The following is a 21785-nucleotide window of genomic DNA, read 5'->3' on the forward strand; positions in this document are numbered from 1 at the left end:
GGATTTAGAACAAGAATTCTTGCAAAAATTACGTCCTTAACTTTGATTCAATACCTTAATAAATTTATATTCAACAGGAATATAAACAATATCAAAATTCAAATCACATAATTTCACCCAACGGGTTAAAATATATTTTGATTTATTGTCAGTCAAAACACATTCGATCATTGTAATGAAACGGACAATGATTCGAAACGCCGCGTGTTTTATGTTTTCGATGGACATTATTGGCTTTAAAATTTTTCGACATTGACTTGTGATCAACAGACGAAGAAAGTATATTTCACCGATCGGTAACTGCTATATCTTGATCTTCAAAGCAATTGTATTTACGCGTTGCCTATCGAATCCAACAGTCGGATCACTACCTTTTTTGTATTCATAGCCAAGTTTCACATCGGCAAATTTCGACTTTGCTTTGCTCACAATGACGAAATTAACCGCTAGTTTGAATAGTTTATTAATTCTTTCTTCTGCCTTGCTGGTGTTTGAAAATGCATTTCGATAAGCAAAATCTGGTACGATCTCCAATCGCTTATCAAGCATTTTCGATAAGGGATAAAAAGTAACTGCAACGCGCAGATACCAACGTCCTGTTTTACCCTTGAAGTTAAGATCAGCTACCTGTGACCGGCTCTCAAACTCCAATCCACCATAAACATTGTAATAATAATCGAGAATTTCATTATTGCTAAAGACATCGGGAAGAAGACTTATCGGATTATCATTTCCGACGAAAGAGGGAGTAAAATACAAACTAGCTTGGGACCCTTCCGTTTTGTTTTCTGCATCATGTTTATAATTTGCTGCAACAATGGAATACATTGTCCATTTCTTGCTTTCACCAAGATCCAGATTAAGAATTTTCCATAAAGGCATCTGGAAGTTGATACCAGCTATAAACGCATTTTGCTTTTTATCACTTAGCGTATTTCTTTGCCATTCGACAAAAGGGTTAAGTGATGCCTCACCTCTGCCACTTAGTACATTATAGCCTAAGGCGAAACTGAAATTTTGTGACGAGGCTGAATCTTTTGGATAAATCAGGGTCGCATACGCGGGTTCTGCTTTGTCGTTCTTATGTATCGCTCCGACAAAACGCGTCTTGCTAATTTGGCAAACGTAGTTCTGGGTTAATTTTCGAGATTTCTGAACTTCTCCCAGTTGTTTGGTAGCAATTGATAAAGATCTTTATGTTTATGAGATTGTATTCTTTTAAATACATCGGCCAGCCACAGTTGCTCATCAACATCATTTTTCTTGCATGTTGCCATAAAGGAATACATAGCGGCTGTCATCTCAGCTGCCTGGTGGGAACCAGCAAACAAAAACGCTTTTCGTCCAATTTTATGTAAAGCTTTACATAAGATTGGTTATGCATAGTTAAAGATTATGTAAAGTAAGTGAGCAATACCTTGTTCTATTTTCAGTGGACAGCGGTTTTGTGTCACATTACTTTACATAATAACAATGGTCAAAAACGTTTGAGCCAGTCCAAAAGATTTTCATTCGACAACCACACCGGTTGCTTTTCCGGTACAACTGACGTGTATGCTCTTTGGATGGCTTCCCGTTTCGCCCGCGAATCGGCTCGTGCGTATACTTCGGTGGTTTGAACAGAAACATGACCGAGAATATCGCGTATATATACCAGATTGACGCCTGCTTGCAGTAAATGCATTGCTTTGCTGTGACGCAGGGTATGGCAGCTGATCTTTTCTGGTAAATGAACCTCACCTGTTGTCTTTCTGGCCATATCAGCATATTTGAGCAGAATATGATTTACACCAGCCCGTGTAAGTTTTTCTGCTCGACTATTGAAAAACAATGGATGTTCATTATTACATGCCTGGAAAAGATCATGTTCTTTCAGATAAGGCTCTAATAATCTCACTTGCTGTTCGAGCATTGGAACAATGCGGGTTTTATTTCCTTTGCCATTAATCCGGATTGTACTCAGCTTGTCAAGCCTGAGACTAGACGGCGTCAGATCAATAATCTCCTGAACGCGTGCGCCTGTATCGTACATCAATGAAAGCAAAGCCAGATCACGTCTACCTCTAACGGTCCGGGTATCCGGTTGCTGCAAAAGCATTTTAATCGCCTCAATTGTCAGATAGTTCATTGGTACTATCGCCTTGCGCTTCATCGGTATTGATAAGATTTTCTGACATTCATAAAGATGTTCAGGGTGCTGATACTGCATGTAGTGAAAAAAAGCATGGATTGCAGCCAATCTCGCATTCCTGGTTGCGTTACCATTTTTGCGTTCTACCTGTAGCCAATCAAGAAAACCGACGACTGCCATTTGATTAATATTCTCTAGCGTTAATCTTGATACAGGGATACCCTGGACTTCCATGTAATTTATGAACAGGATGAAAGTGTCCCGATAAGCGCTGATGGTGTTCTTACTTGCGCCGCGCTCGTGCGCCAAATACCCGGTCAAAAAACCTGTCAGGCATTTTGAGAAGTTAGTAGGTTTCATAGGCTGAGCTGTTAGGAAAAACGTTTATACAGATCCTGTCAATATCCTTCAACAACCCAGGGTACATGGCAGATACCAGCCTGACATAATGATTTGTCGATTCTACTGATTTATGACCAAGGTAAGTTGAGAGTACCGGTAAGCAGCAGTAGATATCCGCTCCATGTTCGGCCATCATCGCCAGTGAATGGACACTAAATGAATGACGTAATGCATGTGGAGTGGTACCGCGACCTTTTGGAATTCCGGCAGCCAATAACAAACGTGAAAACCATCGGCCAAAGCAGTGGTGTGATATCCTTTTTCCATCAAGGGAGATGAAAAAGCGGTCCTTCTTGACCAGGCAAGCGGGTAACTCATTCCTGTAAAAGGCGTATTGCCTAAGTACCGCTGCCAACGAATCTGAAAAAGGAATAACACGCTGCTGTCCATTCTTGCTGTCCCGCACAAGGATGGTCTGGTCATCGAGGTTAACATCACCAACCGATAAAGCCAATGCTTCGCCGCCTCTCAGGCCGGTACAGTACAGTAACCTTAAAAGTGCAGGCATAGCAAACATGATTTGACGTAAACCCTTCCTGATGCGAAAATGATCTGCTGCTTCAAAAAGGCGCCTAAGCTCATCTTGTGAATAAATATGTGGCGTAAAATCCATTTTACATACAGGTAAACGCATCAGGTAAGAGTGGATACCCTGTTCGTTAAGGAATGATGCCAGTTTATTGATTAGCAATGCGCGATGAAAGTTATAGGATGACGACAAGTTGGCGCCTGTTTGCATCCATGCTTGCGAAAGTTCCGTGGTGATACCCAGCCGGGTTTCACCACGGCTCACCGTAAATCGGTCAAAAATTGCAAGTATTGACTCCTCTGTTTGCTGCTTAAAGCCTAATTGCCTTTTATAATCCAGGTATTGATCCAGATACGTGGCATAAATGCCGGTGAAGTGATTATGCATAAAAACAACATCCTTTCTGATTATAGAATCCATCAGCTACTGCAGGCGCCTCAAGCATACACTGCTTCATGGATGTCAGGTCTATCCGTAAATAGTATTTTGTTGAACGGGAGTTTTCATGACCGAGCACTTCTGTAATAACCGGCAAAATTGTACTTTGCTCCAGAAGTAAATTGGCAAGGCTGTGACGAAGCGCATGAGGTCCATGGTGTCGATGCTCAATATTAACGCCTGAAAGAATAAATGCGCGGTTCACAAGACTTGTTATGCCAGGGGTATGCATCCGTCGAAAGGGAGAGCCAGCTGACAGGAACACATACGGTTCATTAGAAATTGGCCTTCCGTATTTCAAGTACTCAATGATCGCTTCACCAACTTCAGCAAGTAAAGGCAGTTGGAGTTGCCGCCCGGTTTTGTACTGACATATTGATATGATGCTCTGCTGCCAAAACAAATTCTCAAACTTCAGCCCGGCAATATCAGATGCTCGTAGGCCCAGTCTGGCGGCAATTAATACGATGGCATAATTACGTTTACCACTGGGCCTGGCGCGGTCTATTTTACTGATCATTCTTTGAATCTCATCGACGCTGAAGACAGACGGGAGCTTGGCCTGTTTTTGATAGTTATCTTGTGGGACAGAAAGTGAAATGTCTTCTTTTATTAATCCCTGTTCAAAGAGAAATTTTAAAAATGTTCTGATTGCTCGTAATGTCATATGAGCAACAGTGGAATGCCGTATGTCTAAGGTTCTTAGATAATCTATAATCACAAATTTATCCACCTTGTCAATGGAAGCGATACCCTTTTTTTCATATAGATAAGAAACTTGCTCAGGTAATGTTCGCGCTCCCTTATTGTTGTTGACTTTAAACGCAGCGTGGCCAGGTGATCAACAAATTGCTTAACCAGCGCGCCGATTACTCCGTCCAGTTGGAGCCGTTCCCGGGATCTGGTTATGGTACCTGTGTCATAAAATTCACATAGTACACTGACAATTTTCACAAAATCCTTGTCTCTTTTGGAAAGTGTAGCGTAATCGAGCTGGCCAAACCGGTCAAGTAAATGTTGCCTGCCAAGATTAGAAGTGAATTCGGGTATGTCTTTGCCCCGTATCTCACGCCACATTCGTCGCCAATAGATACGATACCAGTTAACTGTCGCGTCAGTTCTTAATAGTTTGGTTCTCAACACTTCGCCTGCATCATAGATGAGCTGATCAAAGCATGTCTGTATTTTCCTCATAGCTGCGTTGTTTTAGTGATTGCAACATCGCAATCACTAAAACAACGTATTATTATGTAAAGTACTTTCGTCTTCCGGTAAGCCTGGAAGCAACTTTTATATGCTGACTTTACATAATCTTTAACTATGCATAACCAATCGCAAGGGGCCTAATTACGTTCTCTGCAAGGTTATTATCAATTTCAATTTGCCCGTGAAGTGCGTAGGCACTCAGTCCTTCCCAGCGGGGTAAGGTGTAGGCTATGGCTTGACCGAGAGGACTTTTGGGGATTACCAGCGGAAGCTGCTGTGTCATCCACTCCTTTAATTCCAAAAGAACCGGAGCCGATTTTTCCTGTCTTAACTTTGTTTTCTCTTCCCAATCCAGTTTTTCTTCACGCATCTGCTGCTCCAGGGCGTAGAGTATTTGCATGCGTTCAAGCACGTAAGTCGATCTTTCTTTATCATATTTAAGGGCGTCCACGAATTTGCGGCGGGCATGAGCCATACAGTAGACCAAAAGAATGTCAGGATGATTACCAAAAAGCTTTTCGTACACCGAATAGCCGTCCACTTGCAGTATACCGGTATATCCCTCCAGCATCTGCTTAGGTCCACTTTGATCGCGTCCTTTCCGGTAATCAAACAGCGTCAGCTTATCGCAGGGAGCATTGTATATCCACATATAGCCTTGATGGATACCATTTTTGTGGTCTCTATCAAGTACTTTCAGAGGCGACTCATCAGCCTGTAAATACTTCTGGTTGAGAATCAGGAGTTTTAAAAGCTCCCATAATGGAACCAGACGCTGCCAGCCTTTCATGATCCAGTCTGAGGCAGTGGAAGCAGGAACATTTACTCCTAACCGTCTGTATTTATCGATCTGGCGGTGAAGCGGAAGACCGAATACATACTTATCGACCACCATTTGAGCAATGACTGCTTCCGAAGGAATGCCCTTATCAATTACACGGTCTGGAAGTGATGCCGTTATGATACCCTCGCCATTGGCACGGGCATATTTGTAGCGGATATAACGTTTTACAAAGAACTCGGCAGGAATTAGATCCAACACCTCCGTGACCTCTTCTCCGATTATAGTGCAGCCGGTAACATCTTCCGTAGGTTCAATAACAATGATCTCACGGCGTAGGTTTTCAGGAAGCAGCATTCTACCCGTTCCCTTTTTACGTTTTTTGGCAGGAATTTTTTCTTTTACAACGTCAGCGGCTTGCTGAGATAGTTCTTCTTGCTGCTGTTTATCTGTTCCCAGTTCGAAGAGATCAATCTGGTTTACATCCGTGTGGACATTGGCCAATTATTCGTTCTTTTTTCCGAATATATATCGCTTGTATTTGTCAAGCTCAAAGTTCAGTTCCTGGATCTGCTGATCCTTTTCGGATATCAATTCCAGCGACTTCTCGTAGAGTAATTTATAATCCGTCGCTGTATCTTCCATAACCCGAAGATACGATACAAAATCAGCTTAAAAAAGCCATGAAGGCACTTTTTAGGTAAATTCTACTTCTTATTTTGTGGCATGATTTGCGTGCTGATACCGCTTTCTAAGGCGGACAGAATCCAGCATTACTCCTTGTAAAAGAAGTGTGAGTTGCTGGCTGGTAATGGATACCTCTTGACCTTTTGGCCACTCAAAAGTGCCTTGTTCAAGCTTTTTGATGTACATCGCGAACCCATCTCTATCCCACTGCAAAAGGCGTATTTGGTTAAGCCGTTTGCCCAGAAAAACGAAGACATCGCCGCTCGATGGATCAAAACCCAATTCATTCCGAACCAGGCCAGCTAGGCTATAGATTCCAAAACGCATGTCCGTCGGGCTCCGGTATAGAAAGTACCGGCAACTGTAAGATAAAGCCAACATATTAAAGAATGAGCTTTCTTATAAATGATGCGTCCAGAGAGCCGAATAGCTCTATACGCGCTCCTGATGGAAAACTAATGGCCGCCAGCAGATGTTGGTTTTGTTCAACTACATCCGGCTGTTGAACCGGTACCTGGCTGAACCCACGGGTGGGTGCAACAGGTGCAACATTCTTATGTCGGAATTTCTTAACCCAATAATTAAATTTGTGATATCCCATGCCATTCTGATTGCAGAAAGCCTGTTTACTTATTCCTTGCATTTGCCACTGATCGTACAAATCGCGCATTTTTTCTGTCTCATTTTTCATGAAACAAGATTACGAACTCTATCAATTCAATAAAATATGGGTATCATCGGACGGATACATTTATTATATAATAATTAAGGAAGAAATTTAACTTTTACAAGTTGTGGTTTAGTGAAATACAGCGGTGAGTACTTCAGGAGATGGTATTAAATAAAACTAAAAGACATCTTAGCATGGAGAATTCGGAGCCACTGATCATCCCAAGTCGGAAATTGAGGGCAGGTTGTTTCGGTTGTAAGTCAATGGTTGATAGTTATTTAGCAGATTGCGAGTAATAATATGCTGATGGTCAATCTGCGGTTCTTCCCCACTTTTGGTGGTAAATTATTAAGGAGATAATTTCCTTCTAAAAAAGATGCTTAATTCCACTGAGGCCTTGAGCTTATTCTTGGAAGCTGGCCAGCGGGCATTCCAGTCTTTCTCCAGGTTTCTGACCGCCTTCCTTAGAAGCTGAACAGCGAATTTATACAAAGATAAATGGTCGAGGCTAAGCGTTGCATTGACACTGGTTGCGTACATTGCGTAACGCATTCCGGCCATACCGAATAGATCAATGGCCTTCTCATAGGCCCAATGCTGCTGTTTAAAATATCCTCTTTTTCCGAGTATTTGCGCTGTTTCGACTAGGAAAAAGGCTTGGTCCACAGGTAGCTAGGGCAATCCGATTTTTTTCAGATGACCAGGCATCTCCCGTTTTGACAATGCTTTGATAATGCTGATTATTTGTGAATGTTTAATCCTCGAGGCCATAATCTATGTGAGCAAATGGGGAGTTTTTTTGTCCGACATGTTAGATATTCCCAAATTGTAAAATGATAAGTACCTCCTTCGAAACTGGGTAGCTTAGCATACTGAGTAATCTGCTTCTTATTAGTTAGTTAACATATTTTTTTTGTGTTAAACTGGTCAAAAATGAAAAAGGGAAAGTTTACAAAACCTGTTTCTCTCGGTTGTCGTTGGTGTAAATTGCCTGCTTGTATCGAATGTATTACTATCCGCTGCGATGTGGATAATTTTAATGAGTCGTTCTTCATTGTTCTTCAATGCCGATTATAGCTTACATTTAATCTGATCATTCTGGGTTGATCCTGGTAAGCCTTTGTTGATTGACCATTCATGTTCATGGGAAACAATTGTTAGTGCCCCATAAATCTTTCGGCTATATAGGAATAACTTCAAATTTATTCTTGATTTGAGTCATCTTTTTAATAATAACATTAGGGAGCTGTTTAGCAACGGTTGCTCTTAATTCCCCCTCATTTTCTTTCAATATTTTGCTTCCTAGAAATACCGATACGATTGAATCTTTGTCGATTGGCTTGATATGAAGCTTATCCTTGAAGACTAGATCATATAAAACAATACGTATTTCTTTTTCATATTCCCAATCAATCGATTTTGTCCTAAGCCAGTCCACGATAGACTCCCATCGGTGTTGATAGTGGTCTTTCGCCACAAAATCTTTAGAATATTTGACTTTTGCCATAAACCTTTCCGGATGAGACGAACTTCGTATGCTACCATATAAATTTGCCAAATTAAAGCCAATGCAAATTCCCGAGTGAGAGTTTCCATAATGAGACCACATCAAAAGATTTGAAAACGTCTCACTGAAACAAGACATTCCTCGTTTACTTAGATCCCCCTGCATTCCGATGTTAATTGCGTCTCTTACTCTGGCGTAGGTATCTTCTAATGGTTCGGTTAACAATTTTTTTTTAGTTGTTTCATCAAAGTATGTGGGGTATTTGTTTATTAGATTCTCGATGAAGCTACGTGGTACTTTTTCAAAATCAATAAGTGATAGATTGCAGTCAAATGGGTCATTGACTTCCAATGGACAACGAAATGCCAATGTATGGTCAGAAAGTATCTTCATACCACTCTCAAAGTTTATGTATTTATAAACAATAGGATGGTTCAATACCAGATCGACCTGCTGCTGGTAAAAGGATTCTTTAAATTGTATTTCGTCCGGATTAAGGGGATCGTACATGGAATCGGCGTTTTTTGTAACAATACTCATCAGTAGTAAGTTAGATATATGCTGTATTTAATCAAAATAGGATTAAATAGCAATAAGGTATCTGACATTATCATCTAATCTGGCACTACTTCCTTGCCTTAATTTTTTTTCTTTGTATTGACGGCCAACAGCGTTGATTCATTTTACAGCAACATTCAACAATTGCTAATAGCTATTGGGAATGTCTCGCAAGTGTATTGAAGGTCTTCCGTTCATCTGGAGACTATGGAGTTGCTTAATACTTCCTGTACAATGCTTATGGTACAGATAGAGGCATTCTTGTAGTTTTCCAACGCTGTCGAGATTTGAGACGCTCTCTTTGAATTTTTTAAATCATCTCGATTGATAGTTTTCTTACAGAAATGTTTGGAAAAGCAAGCTTGGCTTTGGGACTAGTCACCTGATCGATTGCTGGTGTCTATCAAACGCAAAGGTAGTCTTCGCCAAATAATGGTCAAGGACTGAGCAAGTTCCGTCTTTGCCGGAACCCTTGACCTATATTTTGCTTTCGGCTGGCTTTGCATTAAATACACACCGATGGGCATTTACTAATTGCCAAGTTCAACTTGTAATTGTCATAAGACGCTTGCTATTGGCAATATACCATTTGAAAACGCTTATTGAATTACAATCCTTATTCAATTAATTAGCATGTAAAGCCCTATCCGGTTTTTTTGTTTTTATTTAATGTTTCTAATTCAATAACTTGATTAAGTCCATTCCGGTATATAAAAACTCTGTCAAACACTGACTCGATCTGGCTCGTTGACGGGAAATTGAAATCGAAATAGGAGGTGAAGCGCTTATCATTTTCGACCATCAAAAGCCATATCTCTGCATATTTTTTAAGGTAATTCGCTGGTTTTTCGTTCTTTTTACTCAGCGCAGTAAGAAAGGCGGAACTGCTAAAAATTGGAGGGACAACTCCTCCGGTCACTGGCGACCAGCACGAGTCATCCCGATAGTTTGTATTACTGATCGTGATCGACTCGATCTTTTCAGGAAGTATTTCTTTTCCGTCTTCTAAATCGTAGCCATCAAAGTCTATCGTAGATCTTTCCGCAGGAATATGGTTCGCTACAAAGTTTGCAATAAATGGACTTAGCGTTTTGACATCACTTTTCGCCAGTGAAACAGGAATACTCCCCAGTCTTAGTCCATACTCAGTTTTGAAACTTACATGAACATTGAGTTTGATTTTATTTGTCTTGAAATATAGCGATTCAGCCTTCTGCATAATTTGCTCCCCCACAACTTCGTGGATTTTGGGGTCCACATTATTAGTATCTTTTTGGTGAATGAGCTGGGTGTGTTCAATGCCAATCAACCCGCGGGGCGTTTCTAAAAAGAAATCGGGCTCCGGAGGTTCCTGACTTATTGGCAAAATGTCTGGATAAAACCCGGAAACCTGCCAAAAGGATCGTAAATGGGCTTCCTCAATCTGCTGCTTTTCCATCGGTTTAATTTGATTTGGGTAGATTCGTAAAGATCAAAAAGTCGTCAAAAACGATCTGCTGCTTCCCCCATCTTGAAATTTGGCAGTCGTTGAAACAAGTAGTTCCCATACCCCATTTAATTCGCCAGTCGTAATGACACGGATGAATGATGGGTACTTTTAAATTTTCCGAGCCTTCAATAAAATCCAGATTCCAGGTCCAGGTAGGCCTTAAGGCATCTGTGTTAATAAACTCACGGTCCCACAGCTGAAGATAATGCCGCGATGGAATATCATCTGATACTTTTTGGCAACGTACCAGGGTTTTATAAAGCTGCTTGTTTTTAATTTGAAAGTTTTGCTCGTCTTCAAGAAACATGTCTTCAAATCCAAACTTTTTCCAAATCACCTCAGATGATGCTGGCGCACATTGAAGTGAAATGACTAAAATGCCGTTTTGTTCAAGAAAAGCAAATAAGCTGGACAATAATATTTTCGAATATCCTTTGCCCCGTTCTGATGGCTGGATTTCTGTAAACTCAATTACAGCAGATAGCCGGGAAGTTATTCTCCATGCTGCAAATCCAATGGTTCGCCCTTCAACTGAGGCAATGATTACTTGCTTTTTCTGAAACCAAGATTTGATTTCTTCCCATTTATAATAAAAACCCTCGTTAGCTGTTCGATCCTCCTCAAAAAGCCATTTTTCAATTTTAGAGATCTGTTGAGAGCTAGGGTTAAATGAAGTCGTAATATTTTTAACTGATTCCAAATTTAATTTGATAAGATGAAGTTTGCGTACGCGCGAAATTGATTGAAGGCCTTTATTTATTTTTCGATTTATCCCTTAGGTATTCCAGAATTTGTCCCAAATCTTTATTCTTAACATCTCCCCATTTTTTCAAAGTTCTTTCTTCTATTTTTTGTTTTTGAGCTTGACTCATGCTGCCAAGAGCGTTTTCTAACTGATTAATTCTATCTAATAATGTGTATCCTATGTTAGGATCGTTTATAAATCCATCATTTACTCGGTAGCTTCCGCCACTAATAAAAATTTCTGTATCTGTGAATTGTTTTTCGTCGATATTTGAGACTGGAATTATAAATAGGAACCGAGGGATTTTTAGAAAAGCCACATGGTAGGTATTTCCATCATCAATTACTCCGGAATCGATATTCCTAGCCATGTATTTTACAGCCCGATCGGTGATCTCTTTCTCCAGATTTGAGGTGTTCCGCATCACATCAACCCCAATAAGTAAATGTAACTTGTTGAAGCGTTCTAGCGTCCCGTTGTCCAAAAGGTAATTCTTCCATTGTTTTTCAGCTTCCAGCAAATATGGATAAGTGCTGAACTGCTTTTCTTCTTGCAGTAAGCCATGGTGCAGTGTCCTCCAGAATACTGAAATTACAAATTTAAAAAGTCTTTCGTCATACTTAAATTCTGTGACAGAATCATTGACAACTGGGTGAAAAATCGACTTCGCTACGTAGGTCTCGAGTTTCCCAAAACGATCTTCACAATTTGCGCATAGCATATATGACTTAAAACCATCTTGACGCCTGCGATTTACGTCATCTGCCGACCTAAGAAATCCGTCGCCGGTTTCCTTAAGCCAATTCATGATAAATTTCGGATAAATATGGCTATGTTGAAGTGTGGTATTCGAGTTGCACAATTTGCAGTACCCTTCATTTTTATTACTTTGATCTGATAGCATATTTGAACTAGATTACTTTTTGGGTTGAGGTTTTATTATGGGGTTAAACAAATTGTTGAAACCGATAAACGTTTCCTTAATGTCTATATCTTCAAGGCATGCAATGATTTACTCGAATGTATCATACACGCGGGGTGTTAAAATCTAAAGCGGTAGCCAATCGTTTAAGCAGTGCTTTTTTGTCTGAGTAGGGGAGAACGATATCATGCATTATTGAGCGAAATCCCTTAAGTTTTGCCAGATGCTCTTGCTGATTTCGGGGTCTTTTTCGTATAATGTCTTTCTTACGTGTGAAATAAACCTGCATTATATCCGAGATAGTTGTTTTGCTCGATTGAATCAAAAATTGCATGTCAATTATATCTCGAAGATGGACCAGCGTAACGTTCCTTACTTTGTGTCGTCTAACAGGTCTTTCTTTGAGTAATTTGCTGAATTCGTCGCTAACGATATTCTGTATACCGTCTAGCGAAAAGAAATCGTCTGTATAGACGATTATTGGATAAATAATCAGGCTTCTTATTTCTCGGGCAGCGAAGTCATAAAACTCGAAGCCGCCTTCTTCAATATTTTGAATGACATTAATAAGCTGGCCGACTCCTTTTCTGCGATTGTTGTCAGGACTGTAAACCAACTTTTTAAAAATTTCAGCTTTGATTCTGGCAGCATCCCGAGATTGTTTTACTTGAGCATTCATGATACTGTTTTTGAACTCAAATAGAAATAGTTTGTTGCCCTGTCTAGCATAATAATCTGAATATTCAAACTCGTTAAATTGATTACCTGGAACAGTCACTACGTATTTTTTTGGAGGGAAACACTCTGCCACGTAACCGTAAAACAGATGTGACTCGGCAAAATCTTGACCTAAAAGCTGCAAGAAATCCCCAAAGGTCTTATGGGTAGCTTTAATAGATGAATGTTGAAAGAAGTCAAATAGTAAGCCCTGATAGATTTTATCAACAAAAAAGTTATTATGAAGGGGATAGTAATTTCCGTTTACTTCTTTGATGAGGGGCCTGGATCTTAACAATTTGAAGTCGGAATCAGGTTGATGCTTGGCAGCTAAATCTGAAAAAGTATGGGCTGCTAGATCATACGCTATCGAATCGAAAAATGGTATTACGTGTACAGCCTCATCTGGGATGCCAAATCCGAAAGATCTACCCGAAATACCCTCACCGTATACAGTCAGAAGATGTGACAAATATTCATTGGGGTTTTTTACTTGTTTGTTTGCTAAAAACTCCACCAAGTAATTTTTTAGCTTTTCGTTTTCGGATAGAAAAACAAAGAAAGACTTTGCTAACAGCGTCTGATATATGACATCTTTTGTATGTATGAACTCGTATTGAGAGGCTTGATTCACTAAGAGCATATCCGGGAGGTTGGCTATCACAGGGTCCAATCCTTTAACTACATCAGCGTCAAAAATACTATTTATGATAAGCCATGCCTCAAATAAAGTCATTTCGTCTTCGATATCTTTTTTGTGTTTTTCAGGGAGGTCATTGAAATTGAGAATGATTCGCTCAGTTAAACGGAGAAGCGTAGCCGAAGCAAACAGAATCACCTGATGGCCCTGACGTTGAGTATGCTTTTTGAACAGGATATAATTTTTCTTAACTTCAAAACGAGTTGGCTCAGCAAACGGGTAAATCCATTTCCATAAAATATCTTCTTGTTCAGCCAAATTTGTTTGGGATAGGTGCACTTTACTATTCATAAAAGCAACGGCTTTTAATAAATCTTTCGACGATGTTCTTGATAGCACTTCATCGAGATCTGGCAACTGGATTCCAGGAAAAATATCTTCATATTTTGGGAAAATACCGAAGGCCATTATTTGGGTTTATTTGTTAGGTTAATTAATTCACAGTGACATTTCCGGGGTCCAGATTCCTGACTTATACGCGCAATCTGGTTTATCGATCTATTGAAGGCGAATTGATGAGAAAAAACTGTCGCGCGTCTTCCGCTGGATTGCTTATTTGATCATTGGCTTCCGATGTCTTGTAGTCGCTTAATTTTGCACCCTCTGTTACTTTTTTCTTGTGTTTAAGATGGTTTATTGAATTTCTCCAACATGATCTTAAAGGCCTCCTTTTTGTCTGGGAAAGTATAAATCACCTCAGATATAATACTAAAATTGCTACCGTTGTACCCCATCCACGTCCACACAATATCACCGCCTATGCCAACCTGTTGACTAGCAAGTCTCTGATCGTCTTCCGATTTTTGTATACTTATAGCTCGCTTAATGATACTCTTTGCATTTAGCTCTTCATTTTGAAACACCAGCTCCATTTTGTTGGTTATGCCGCTTACCGCTGGCTTCGTAAGGAGCTCTCCATCCTTAAACGATGGCAACTTCTTCCATTGAAAATCAGTCTTGCATAGATCCATAAACAGATAATATCCTTTAAAAATGCTTTCTTTATCATCGAAGCCATACAGGAAAATTGTTCCAAATGCATCGTCTATCCCCACTTTTCTTAATTCAACAGCAAACTTGGCCAGATCAATTTCTAGAATACTTCGAATATCAAGGCCAATGTATTGCCTAAGAAAGTCGTAAAATGTGTTTCCAATAAAATGAAATCCTGTTATTCCAAATAAGGATTTAAGATGTGGAACATGATAAACCTTAGATGTAAAGTATGCGGGTGTTAGCCGAAGCTCTCCCTCTTCCCAAGGTTTACAGGCCAAAGTGTCAGAGCCGAGCATTACTTGATCATCCAATAATATACCTACAATTGCACTCATGATAGAAAGTTATATTATTATTATGGGAATTCTTTACAACATACTAACTTTAATTGAACATTGGCATATCAAAAATTTGTGTTCGGTAACGGAGTTCACAGTTACAATAACGATTTCTTACTAATTGGACTTTTTGCCTGGCAATTTGATGAAACAGGCAAAGAGCTTATTATCAAGAGTCTTTGTCAACAAGAAGGTCGTTGAGATATCTCTTGCGGGCATTGCGAATTTAGACTACAACTGTATAACTCGTAGACCTATGTTAACCTCTCGCCCAGGATGGCCCTCTTTTCAAAGTCGAAGGAATACTCTGCTCCGCTGAAAAACAGGAGAATCCGTTTCTGTCAATTCCCAGGCGGTACGAAGGGGGAATGAATCTTATCGGTGTTGTGCTGTCTTACCGTTGATAAATTTCTGACTGGTCAATTCTGACCGAGACATAGTATTTCAAAGTCCGATTGTTGGTGGTTCAAGATTTCTCTGGTTTCCTGAAGTCATATCATTTCCAGAAGAGTATTCCTTGTTGAGTATTTGATTTGTAGTGGATTATTTGACCAATAAACTTGTATGCAGTTCGAATTCTGCGACGTAGTCTGATGATCACACCGTCCGAATTCTCCGGCTTAACGTCATAAACTTAGATTTCTGACATTGTCGTATCTGTGCCATTTGGCATTTTCCAGGTTTAATCAACTTTCTCCTGCAAACCTGGGGATTTCGGTGTCAGTGATCATTGAGATAAGGAAATCGAAATCCTCTAAAATCTGGAGTGGCAATTGAATTTAAATGGCGAATTATAAGAAAAAGAGGCTAAGGTAAAACGCTTTCGCAAAAATGGTCAGTTTAACATGAAGCTTGTTGGTCAAGGAATCCGAGTTTTACATTCTAGATGTTCTAAGTGGTATATATGTCTATGTTTTCTAACAGAGTCTTTCCAAATTGCCGATAGTTTCTGCGTCAGGTAATCCATCTCTGTCAAAGTAATGTATGAAATAGTTCTCAGAATAGATTTAATTTCAGTGAAATGTTTGATTTTTATTTCCAGTCAGGTGAGTTTGTAGGGGATAACAGCGACTTATTGAGCTTTCTTTCAGATTTCGTCGTTCAAATTGCCGGAACCTTTGTTGGCGCTTGGTTTGCAATAAAATTGTATCGTAAACAAACTCAGGATCAGATTGACAAGAGTATTAAAGATATTGAAAACAGGGATCTTGATAACATGCGTTATTTAGACTTCATGTTGAGAAATTCAATTAGCGCGGCTGACGGGCTTGTAAAGAGTTTCAAACAGCTGGCTGAGGAATTTTCAAAAGCAAATAATTCTTTGCCGGATCTCGAGATTTTTACATCTTACAGCGACATTGATCGGATAGCCAAAGTTATTAATCAAAGTGATTTTTACCATTCCTATAACAACCTAAACCGGAAATACAGGTTTGACTTAAAAAATGATTCGCTCTATTACGTATTTGTAAATATTGATTCTTTATACCATAATATTAATAATGGTGTAGCATTTAAAAAGGATAGAAGTAATGAGTTGGAAAAGACAACAAATAATGTAATAAAAATTATCGTCCTTCAAAATACGAGTATTGAACTGTTATCAAAGGAGAAAGAATATGTAAAAAATTTGAGAAGAATAAGGGACGAATATACTAGAATGACAAGTATTAGTCACCTTGATCGATTGTATAAAATACAGATACGTACTGAAGCAATCACTGATTTAATCAATTCTATTGATTTATCAAAGATTGAAGAAAGCGTCGTAAATATTCACAACCTCAATAGCGAGATAAAGACCCAGTTGAATTATCTGCGAATGCTATACTTGAACTTGATGGATGGAATTGTGAACTACACAGAAATGTTTGACCAAAGTGCTGATAATCTAAAAAGGCATAGTAAACATCTGAGCAATTTTATTCGCGGTATGGAATTGTAAACCAGCTCCCAAAGTTTTCACCAAAATAAGAAATAATTGTATTCACCTTCAATGTAAATATAGTGAAAAACCACTTAGTAAATTTATTACTAGAGCAGTACAAACAACATTTTCTGTTTGGAGATCTGGAAAAAAGGGGTATTGACCTGAACAATGTTGCTGTTAATAATTTAGATATTGTTCTTGACATAGTTGGTTTTCCAAAGGATAATTCCAGAGAATACGATTTGATGACATTAGAAAATGAGAATTCAATTCCACGTTCCGGAAAAAGAAGTAAGGATAAGAATCTTTTTTTGCGGGACTGGCTATGGGATAAGCATTATGAAATATGCAGCGACCTGAATGAAGGAAAGGAGATATTTATTACGGATAAAGGATTGGAAATCAAATCCGGTGCGCAAGAAACAGAAGTTCGTGAGCGGCTACTGGAATACGTCGAATGGCTGAATATTGAATTTTCCAAATTGGGTACCAATAGACCAGATTAATCAACGCTATTTTTGATGGGAAGATAATATCTAACTATCGGCAGTTGCTCACATTTATTATTATGACTTGGGATACTTTCCAAACTTACGGACTTAGCCATCAATCGGCGTTTGAAACGTTAAACAATCAGCTTTTTGAGAGGTACATTAGAAGAACCTATCAAAATGATGTATCCGCGTTGCACACGGTTGGAGAATTCGGATGGCTTGACCATGTGATTCCGTGGTAGATTGACCCCCGACATAATACTGTTTATCAATAGTTAAATAAATATAAATCAATTATTTAGCTTGGTCAATTTCAACCGAAACGACATGTCTTAAATTTCCGAATTGTGGTGATCTATGGGTCCGAATTCTCCACCTAGATTCGCACCAAAGTCAAATTTCTGCAAGTACCTTTTTTGAGTCTCGTCATTGACCGGGTCACCGAAAATGCTTTTTTCCTTGATAAGATTGCCTTGAGCACCCTTCCCGCGTAGGCTGGCACTGGTGAGTGCACTCACGTAGGGGCCGGCTTGTAGTCGAAACCGATGTAGTTTCAGGCTAAGACTTGCCGGAAAAAGATCGATGTAGTTGGCGCGCAACTTTGCGCTTCAGTCTTCGAAAAGCGAGTCTTTGGGCGTAACCCCAAGGTTCCTTTGGCCAAACGCCAGCTCGTGGCTTAACATCCATTTTTTGCTCAAATGGGTACGTACAAATATTGCCGCATGGTATCCTGTCCGAAGGATGGTTTGCCCGTTTGAGAAAACGTAATCCAAATCATTTCCGCGAATATATGTCACGTTAAGGCCGCCGATAATGCCCCATTTAACAGGTTTTAGCAAAGCATTGGGTAGGAGTGGATTGCTTATCGAATGATGCCATCCCGCCAGAGTATGGTCCCAGCCAGAGCTTTCCGCTCACGTCCTGAGATATTTCAACAACAGAATTAGAGGGAATACCGCTGTTGCCAATGTGATAAGTGGTCCATCGCCCTGCTCGGAGCCCGAGAATTTGAAACCCGGGCAAAATTAGGCTCTACGCCCCAGGGGGATTTGTACCGGGATAGGATATACAGAAAGATGGATGCACTAAAAAACAAATCATAATTTCTATGATCATCTTTCCCTCACGCAGGCGCCGCAGTGTACACTTCGTTTAGCTTGATCAGGTAAATATGCTCAAGCTTGTTTACCATGCTTAGCGTCAGCTCGTAACGCCGAAAAGGACTTTGAGTAGATCGTAAACCGCCGAAGCAGTTAGCGATTCGGCCAGCGGGATGCCATACTTGCTTCCCAGGTTTACGACTTTCGATTTTAAGTTTTCGATCAAACTAATTTCTCCCTGGGCCGTCTGGGATTCAACAACCTCAACGTTGAGGTCAGTAACTTCCCGCGGCGTAAGTTTGGCTATTAGTTCTTTAAACTTCTGTAAATCTGTTTCTGTTATGCCCGAAACCGAAGCAAAAAAATCGATTTTGTCGATTCTGTCCGCGATATTGATTTGGGAGCCACTATGTGCGATTAAATTTTCGATCTTCATATTATTAGTAAATTTCTGAATCGTAATATTGATCTGGTTAACAGCCTTGTTTGTATCCGACGTCGGTATCAGGCCGACAAGTTCTCTGGTCATTTGTGATGACCAGATTTGATGTTGCTCCTTAAGTGCTATGTTAAGCGTAACGCCTACGCGTGCTGCGAAACTGTCGATCCTTTGTGCTATGCTTTCTGTATCATCTTCATCAGCAAAATCGAATGTCCAGAATTTATCCGCGGCAAATTTTAGCTTTTGTTCCAGCTCCTGGTTCGTCATGTCTTCGTCAGTGAAGTAGAAGATACTCAATGACCCCAGGGTCTTGTCGATGAACTCAACGCCCAGGTTGATCCCGTTTGTCGAAGTAAAGTAACTGGAAAACGAATGCGTAAGCTCGCTGATCAGACTCCGGTTTACGTCCGTGGATTTGATTGATACCGGACGCGTCTGTGCCCTGTATTTAATGCAGCCGGGGCCGATTGTTACTTTGTTTTTCCTTGAAAGCTCGATCAGCTCTCGACGATCCTGCTCGGCAATATTGCTCAAATTCGCGTTCTCAAAAATGAGATGCCCTGTAAGCTCCTCCTCCTGATTGAGGATGAGAAAGTGTACACTGTCCTCGAATAGCTTTCTTTGGGATTCCGAAGACGTGAAGTAAACGTTATCGCTATAAATATTACCAGTCAGCTCAAGTGGTCCTTGAAAATGAGCATTGTGGAACTTTAAAGTTTTGTCAAATTCACAGTTTTCGATGGCGATATCCTGTTCAAAAACCGAGGCGGAGAAGTCGACCTGGCCATGGAAGTTTACGTAAGACAGCAAAAATGAATGGCATTCGAACCTGGCTTGTGGAAGGAAGACATTTGTCGTAAACTCGGTGCTGGTGATCTGGAAACTTTCCTGTACAGTCGCCCCGGAGAACTCCGTGTAACCCTGGATGTCGCATTTACTGATCAGAATCCCGGCCGAAAACCTGCATTCTGTAAATCCAAGTTGAAATATCTGACAATTTGAAATTTGCAGGTGCGATTCAAAACGGCAGTCATTAAATACCAGAACAGTTTTTTTTATCCTGCATTCCTGGAAGCTTACCGGCATCACGAACGTGGATCCATTTAAGTACAGCTGAATGTGGTTTTTTAGCCTCAGCTTCTTAAAGCTGAGTTTCGCTTCTCCCCCTTTTTGTTTAGCGAGCTGATTTTCGATAAAGACGAACCCCATCAGATTGAAATCCCTGAAAGTTGTTTGAAGGGGGATCTTATCCTGATCAACAAGGGTAATAACTTTAAAAAGGCGTTCAAGCCAGTAGCCAAAATTGTTTTCCCGCTTCCAGTCCAGTTTACTGCTGTGAAAAATGCATAGCCCGTCTCCATCGATAGGGATGACCAGATCACTTGGGGTAACGGCATTCTGGTCGGATAGCAGCCCGACGTAGGCAGTGGCTTGGCAAGAGATAATTTTATCTGCTTCGAGGGTTTGAAATCGACACATAGTTTAACAGAAAGAACAGCCTTTGATGGCAACTTGATAGAGATTGGCGTAACGAGCATTTATTACTCGAAGATATCTAAAATGCCTTTAGGCGCCGCCAAATCGAGCCAGGATAGTGACAGTCGGTTCATAGTGATGACCACTCGCCAGTTATCGGGATCGCCGGAAATCCATCGAACTAAAAAATCTGGAATCAACATTCGCCCTTAGCCGGACTATCATAGCTGCCAATGAGTATATACCGGGGACTGACAGTAACGAATGCTTAGGCTTCGGATGCTGCTTTCTATAAAAACTGAGCGAGAGAGATTTCGGCTTGCCAAGATGTCACCTAGCTCGGATATAAAAGCTGTGTTTGATTTGTGTTTCTACCATATAAGTAATTTATTATAAATGTGTTTGTCGTGATAGGGAAGGTGCGACTCCGGTGGCAAATACGACCTTGGCATTTTGAGAATTTTTCACCAGACCCAAATTTGCCTATCTTTAAGTTTCCGTTTAGTCCTCCCAGAACGCTTGCGCTTTAGAATATATGGAACCGATTGACCTTGAATCTTCGATAGTGGTGATCTTAACTGCGCTTGAAGAAGAATATAATGCTGTAAGAGAGCAGCTTGAAGATATTGAAGAAATTGAAGAGAATAGCTCAATTTATGAGCAGGGTATTTTTAAAGTGAATGGAGAGCCAATAGCAAAGGTGATCATCCGGGAATGTGGTCAGAGAAATGATACTGCTGCCATGGAAGCTGAAAGGGCGATAAACAAATTTTCGCCAATCATGATTTTTTTCGTCGGTATTGCAGGTTCAAGGAAACCTGGGGATTTCGCGGTAGGCGATGTGATAGTTGGAGAAAAGATTTATCTCTATGAAGGAGGGAAAGAGCTCCGAGATTCATTTAGGGCAAGACCTGAGGCGCAAGGATCTTCATATAAAGTGGTTGAGCTGGCAAAGTCGATCCGTAGAAATCATGAGTGGAAGAACCTATTTAAAGGTGGGGAAAATATTGAGAATGTGAAAGCGGATAAGGGTATTATTGCCTCCGGTGGGAAAGTAATTGAGCATGTTGATTCTCACCAGGGAACCATTTTGACTATGCACTACGGCGATGCACATGCTGTTGAGATGGAGGGATTCGGATTTGCAAGTGCGATGTTCAGACGAGAGGGACGGGAGATTTATGGTGTTGTTAGGGGAATATCAGATGTTTTAGAGGAGAGTCCTTCCGATGTAGAAGAACAAGTCGCCTCTGATTCAGACTTGGCAACGCAGAATCGACGCCCAGTAACAACAAAAATATTCGCCTCGCGGACGGCTGCCGCATTTACTTTTCAGCTGGTCTACAAGATTGTTCTCGCTCAAAAAAAAAGTCTGAACGTGCCCAGTCATCTCTAAGTGGGCAGCAATTTTCGATTTCTGGAACTGGCAATGCGGGTCAAGGATTCTCAACTGGGCAGCACGGTAGCGATGATCAGATCAGATCTCAGATCGACCAGATACGAAATAAATTTGTAGCGCCATTTTTT

23 protein-coding genes and 1 pseudogene are annotated in these 21785 nt (G+C 40.4%); 5 read left to right on the forward strand and 19 right to left on the reverse strand.

The window, feature by feature from the left end; translation table 11 throughout:
• Positions 1-111 (forward strand): annotated as a pseudogene (locus tag FZF08_RS03860) (IS982 family transposase); the annotation flags it as partial.
• A gap of 192 nt (positions 112-303) precedes the next feature.
• On the opposite strand, the gene FZF08_RS03865 reads toward FZF08_RS03860, so the two are convergent.
• The 17 genes from FZF08_RS03865 to FZF08_RS03945 all read right to left on the reverse strand — a co-directional run bounded on the left by FZF08_RS03865 (position 304) and on the right by FZF08_RS03945 (position 14813).
• The gene (locus FZF08_RS03865) at positions 304-882 is read right to left on the reverse strand and encodes a hypothetical protein (RefSeq protein ID WP_159467335.1); all 579 of its coding nucleotides are present in this window, start codon (positions 880-882) and stop codon (positions 304-306) included.
• Positions 883-1136: 254 nt separating this feature from the next.
• The gene (locus FZF08_RS03870) at positions 1137-1301 is read right to left on the reverse strand and encodes a transposase domain-containing protein (protein WP_310590584.1); all 165 of its coding nucleotides are present in this window, start codon (positions 1299-1301) and stop codon (positions 1137-1139) included.
• A gap of 176 nt (positions 1302-1477) precedes the next feature.
• The gene (locus FZF08_RS03875) at positions 1478-2491 is read right to left on the reverse strand and encodes a site-specific integrase (RefSeq protein ID WP_159467336.1); all 1014 of its coding nucleotides are present in this window, start codon (positions 2489-2491) and stop codon (positions 1478-1480) included.
• Positions 2478-3449, reverse strand: a complete 972-nt coding sequence (locus FZF08_RS03880; protein ID WP_159467337.1) for a tyrosine-type recombinase/integrase — start codon at positions 3447-3449, stop codon at positions 2478-2480. The genes FZF08_RS03875 and FZF08_RS03880 overlap by 14 nt, the downstream gene beginning before the upstream one ends.
• Positions 3442-4167 carry a site-specific integrase gene (locus FZF08_RS03885; RefSeq protein ID WP_159467338.1) on the reverse strand — a complete coding sequence of 242 codons (726 nt, stop codon included), beginning with the start codon at positions 4165-4167 and terminating at the stop codon, positions 3442-3444. Before FZF08_RS03885 ends, FZF08_RS03880 begins: the two co-directional genes overlap by 8 nt.
• Before the next feature lie 50 nt (positions 4168-4217).
• Positions 4218-4694, reverse strand: a complete 477-nt coding sequence (locus FZF08_RS03890) for a hypothetical protein (protein ID WP_159467339.1) — start codon at positions 4692-4694, stop codon at positions 4218-4220.
• A gap of 124 nt (positions 4695-4818) precedes the next feature.
• A complete protein-coding gene (gene tnpC / locus FZF08_RS31700) occupies positions 4819-5991 on the reverse strand; it encodes an IS66 family transposase (RefSeq protein ID WP_159467340.1) in 1173 nt (390 codons plus the stop codon).
• Positions 5992-6132, reverse strand: coding sequence for a hypothetical protein (locus FZF08_RS31705; protein WP_159467341.1), 141 nt, complete (start codon positions 6130-6132; stop codon positions 5992-5994).
• A gap of 69 nt (positions 6133-6201) precedes the next feature.
• Complete coding sequence (gene tnpB / locus FZF08_RS03905) at positions 6202-6555, reverse strand: IS66 family insertion sequence element accessory protein TnpB (protein ID WP_255463385.1); 354 nt, start codon at positions 6553-6555, stop codon at positions 6202-6204.
• 1 nt (position 6556) lies between these two features.
• Complete coding sequence (tnpA, locus tag FZF08_RS03910) at positions 6557-6865, reverse strand: IS66 family insertion sequence element accessory protein TnpA (RefSeq protein ID WP_159467343.1); 309 nt, start codon at positions 6863-6865, stop codon at positions 6557-6559.
• A 327-nt stretch (positions 6866-7192) separates the two neighbouring features.
• Positions 7193-7510 (reverse strand): hypothetical protein, encoded by a 318-nt coding sequence (locus FZF08_RS03915; protein ID WP_159467344.1) that lies wholly within the window; start codon positions 7508-7510, stop codon positions 7193-7195.
• A gap of 514 nt (positions 7511-8024) precedes the next feature.
• Positions 8025-8891 (reverse strand): DUF2971 domain-containing protein, encoded by an 867-nt coding sequence (locus FZF08_RS03920; RefSeq protein ID WP_159467345.1) that lies wholly within the window; start codon positions 8889-8891, stop codon positions 8025-8027.
• Between the two features lie 661 nt (positions 8892-9552).
• Complete coding sequence (locus FZF08_RS03925) at positions 9553-10347, reverse strand: hypothetical protein (RefSeq protein ID WP_159467346.1); 795 nt, start codon at positions 10345-10347, stop codon at positions 9553-9555.
• 4 nt (positions 10348-10351) lie between these two features.
• Entirely contained in the window at positions 10352-11098 is a 747-nt protein-coding gene (locus FZF08_RS03930) for a GNAT family N-acetyltransferase (protein ID WP_159467347.1), read from the reverse strand.
• A 52-nt stretch (positions 11099-11150) separates the two neighbouring features.
• Positions 11151-11951: a hypothetical protein gene (locus tag FZF08_RS03935; RefSeq protein ID WP_159467348.1), complete on the reverse strand. Its 801-nt coding sequence runs from the start codon at positions 11949-11951 to the stop codon at positions 11151-11153.
• A gap of 217 nt (positions 11952-12168) precedes the next feature.
• Positions 12169-13890, reverse strand: coding sequence for a hypothetical protein (locus FZF08_RS03940; RefSeq protein WP_159467349.1), 1722 nt, complete (start codon positions 13888-13890; stop codon positions 12169-12171).
• A gap of 215 nt (positions 13891-14105) precedes the next feature.
• Positions 14106-14813 carry a hypothetical protein gene (locus FZF08_RS03945; RefSeq protein ID WP_159467350.1) on the reverse strand — a complete coding sequence of 236 codons (708 nt, stop codon included), beginning with the start codon at positions 14811-14813 and terminating at the stop codon, positions 14106-14108.
• A 1024-nt stretch (positions 14814-15837) separates the two neighbouring features.
• On the opposite strand from FZF08_RS03945, the gene FZF08_RS03950 reads away from it, so the two are divergent.
• The 3 genes from FZF08_RS03950 to FZF08_RS03960 all read left to right on the forward strand — a co-directional run bounded on the left by FZF08_RS03950 (position 15838) and on the right by FZF08_RS03960 (position 17482).
• Positions 15838-16761, forward strand: coding sequence for a hypothetical protein (locus FZF08_RS03950; protein ID WP_159467351.1), 924 nt, complete (start codon positions 15838-15840; stop codon positions 16759-16761).
• Between the two features lie 62 nt (positions 16762-16823).
• A complete protein-coding gene (locus FZF08_RS03955) occupies positions 16824-17252 on the forward strand; it encodes a hypothetical protein (protein ID WP_159467352.1) in 429 nt (142 codons plus the stop codon).
• A 62-nt stretch (positions 17253-17314) separates the two neighbouring features.
• The gene (locus tag FZF08_RS03960; RefSeq protein ID WP_159467353.1) at positions 17315-17482 is read left to right on the forward strand and encodes a hypothetical protein; all 168 of its coding nucleotides are present in this window, start codon (positions 17315-17317) and stop codon (positions 17480-17482) included.
• Positions 17483-17848: 366 nt separating this feature from the next.
• On the opposite strand, the gene FZF08_RS03965 is transcribed toward FZF08_RS03960, so the two are convergent.
• Together FZF08_RS03965 and FZF08_RS03970 are read right to left on the reverse strand one after the other, a co-directional pair.
• Positions 17849-18079 carry a hypothetical protein gene (locus FZF08_RS03965; RefSeq protein WP_159467354.1) on the reverse strand — a complete coding sequence of 77 codons (231 nt, stop codon included), beginning with the start codon at positions 18077-18079 and terminating at the stop codon, positions 17849-17851.
• Positions 18080-18440: 361 nt separating this feature from the next.
• Positions 18441-20261: a hypothetical protein gene (locus tag FZF08_RS03970; protein WP_159467355.1), complete on the reverse strand. Its 1821-nt coding sequence runs from the start codon at positions 20259-20261 to the stop codon at positions 18441-18443.
• A gap of 532 nt (positions 20262-20793) precedes the next feature.
• Here FZF08_RS03970 and FZF08_RS03975 point away from each other — a divergent pair.
• Entirely contained in the window at positions 20794-21654 is an 861-nt protein-coding gene (locus tag FZF08_RS03975) for a hypothetical protein (protein WP_159467356.1), read from the forward strand.
• Positions 21655-21785: the final 131 nt, after the last annotated feature.

It is taken from the genome of Dyadobacter sp. 3J3 (assembly GCF_009801115.1).
In the GTDB taxonomy this organism is placed as follows: Bacteria; Bacteroidota; Bacteroidia; order Cytophagales; family Spirosomataceae; genus Dyadobacter.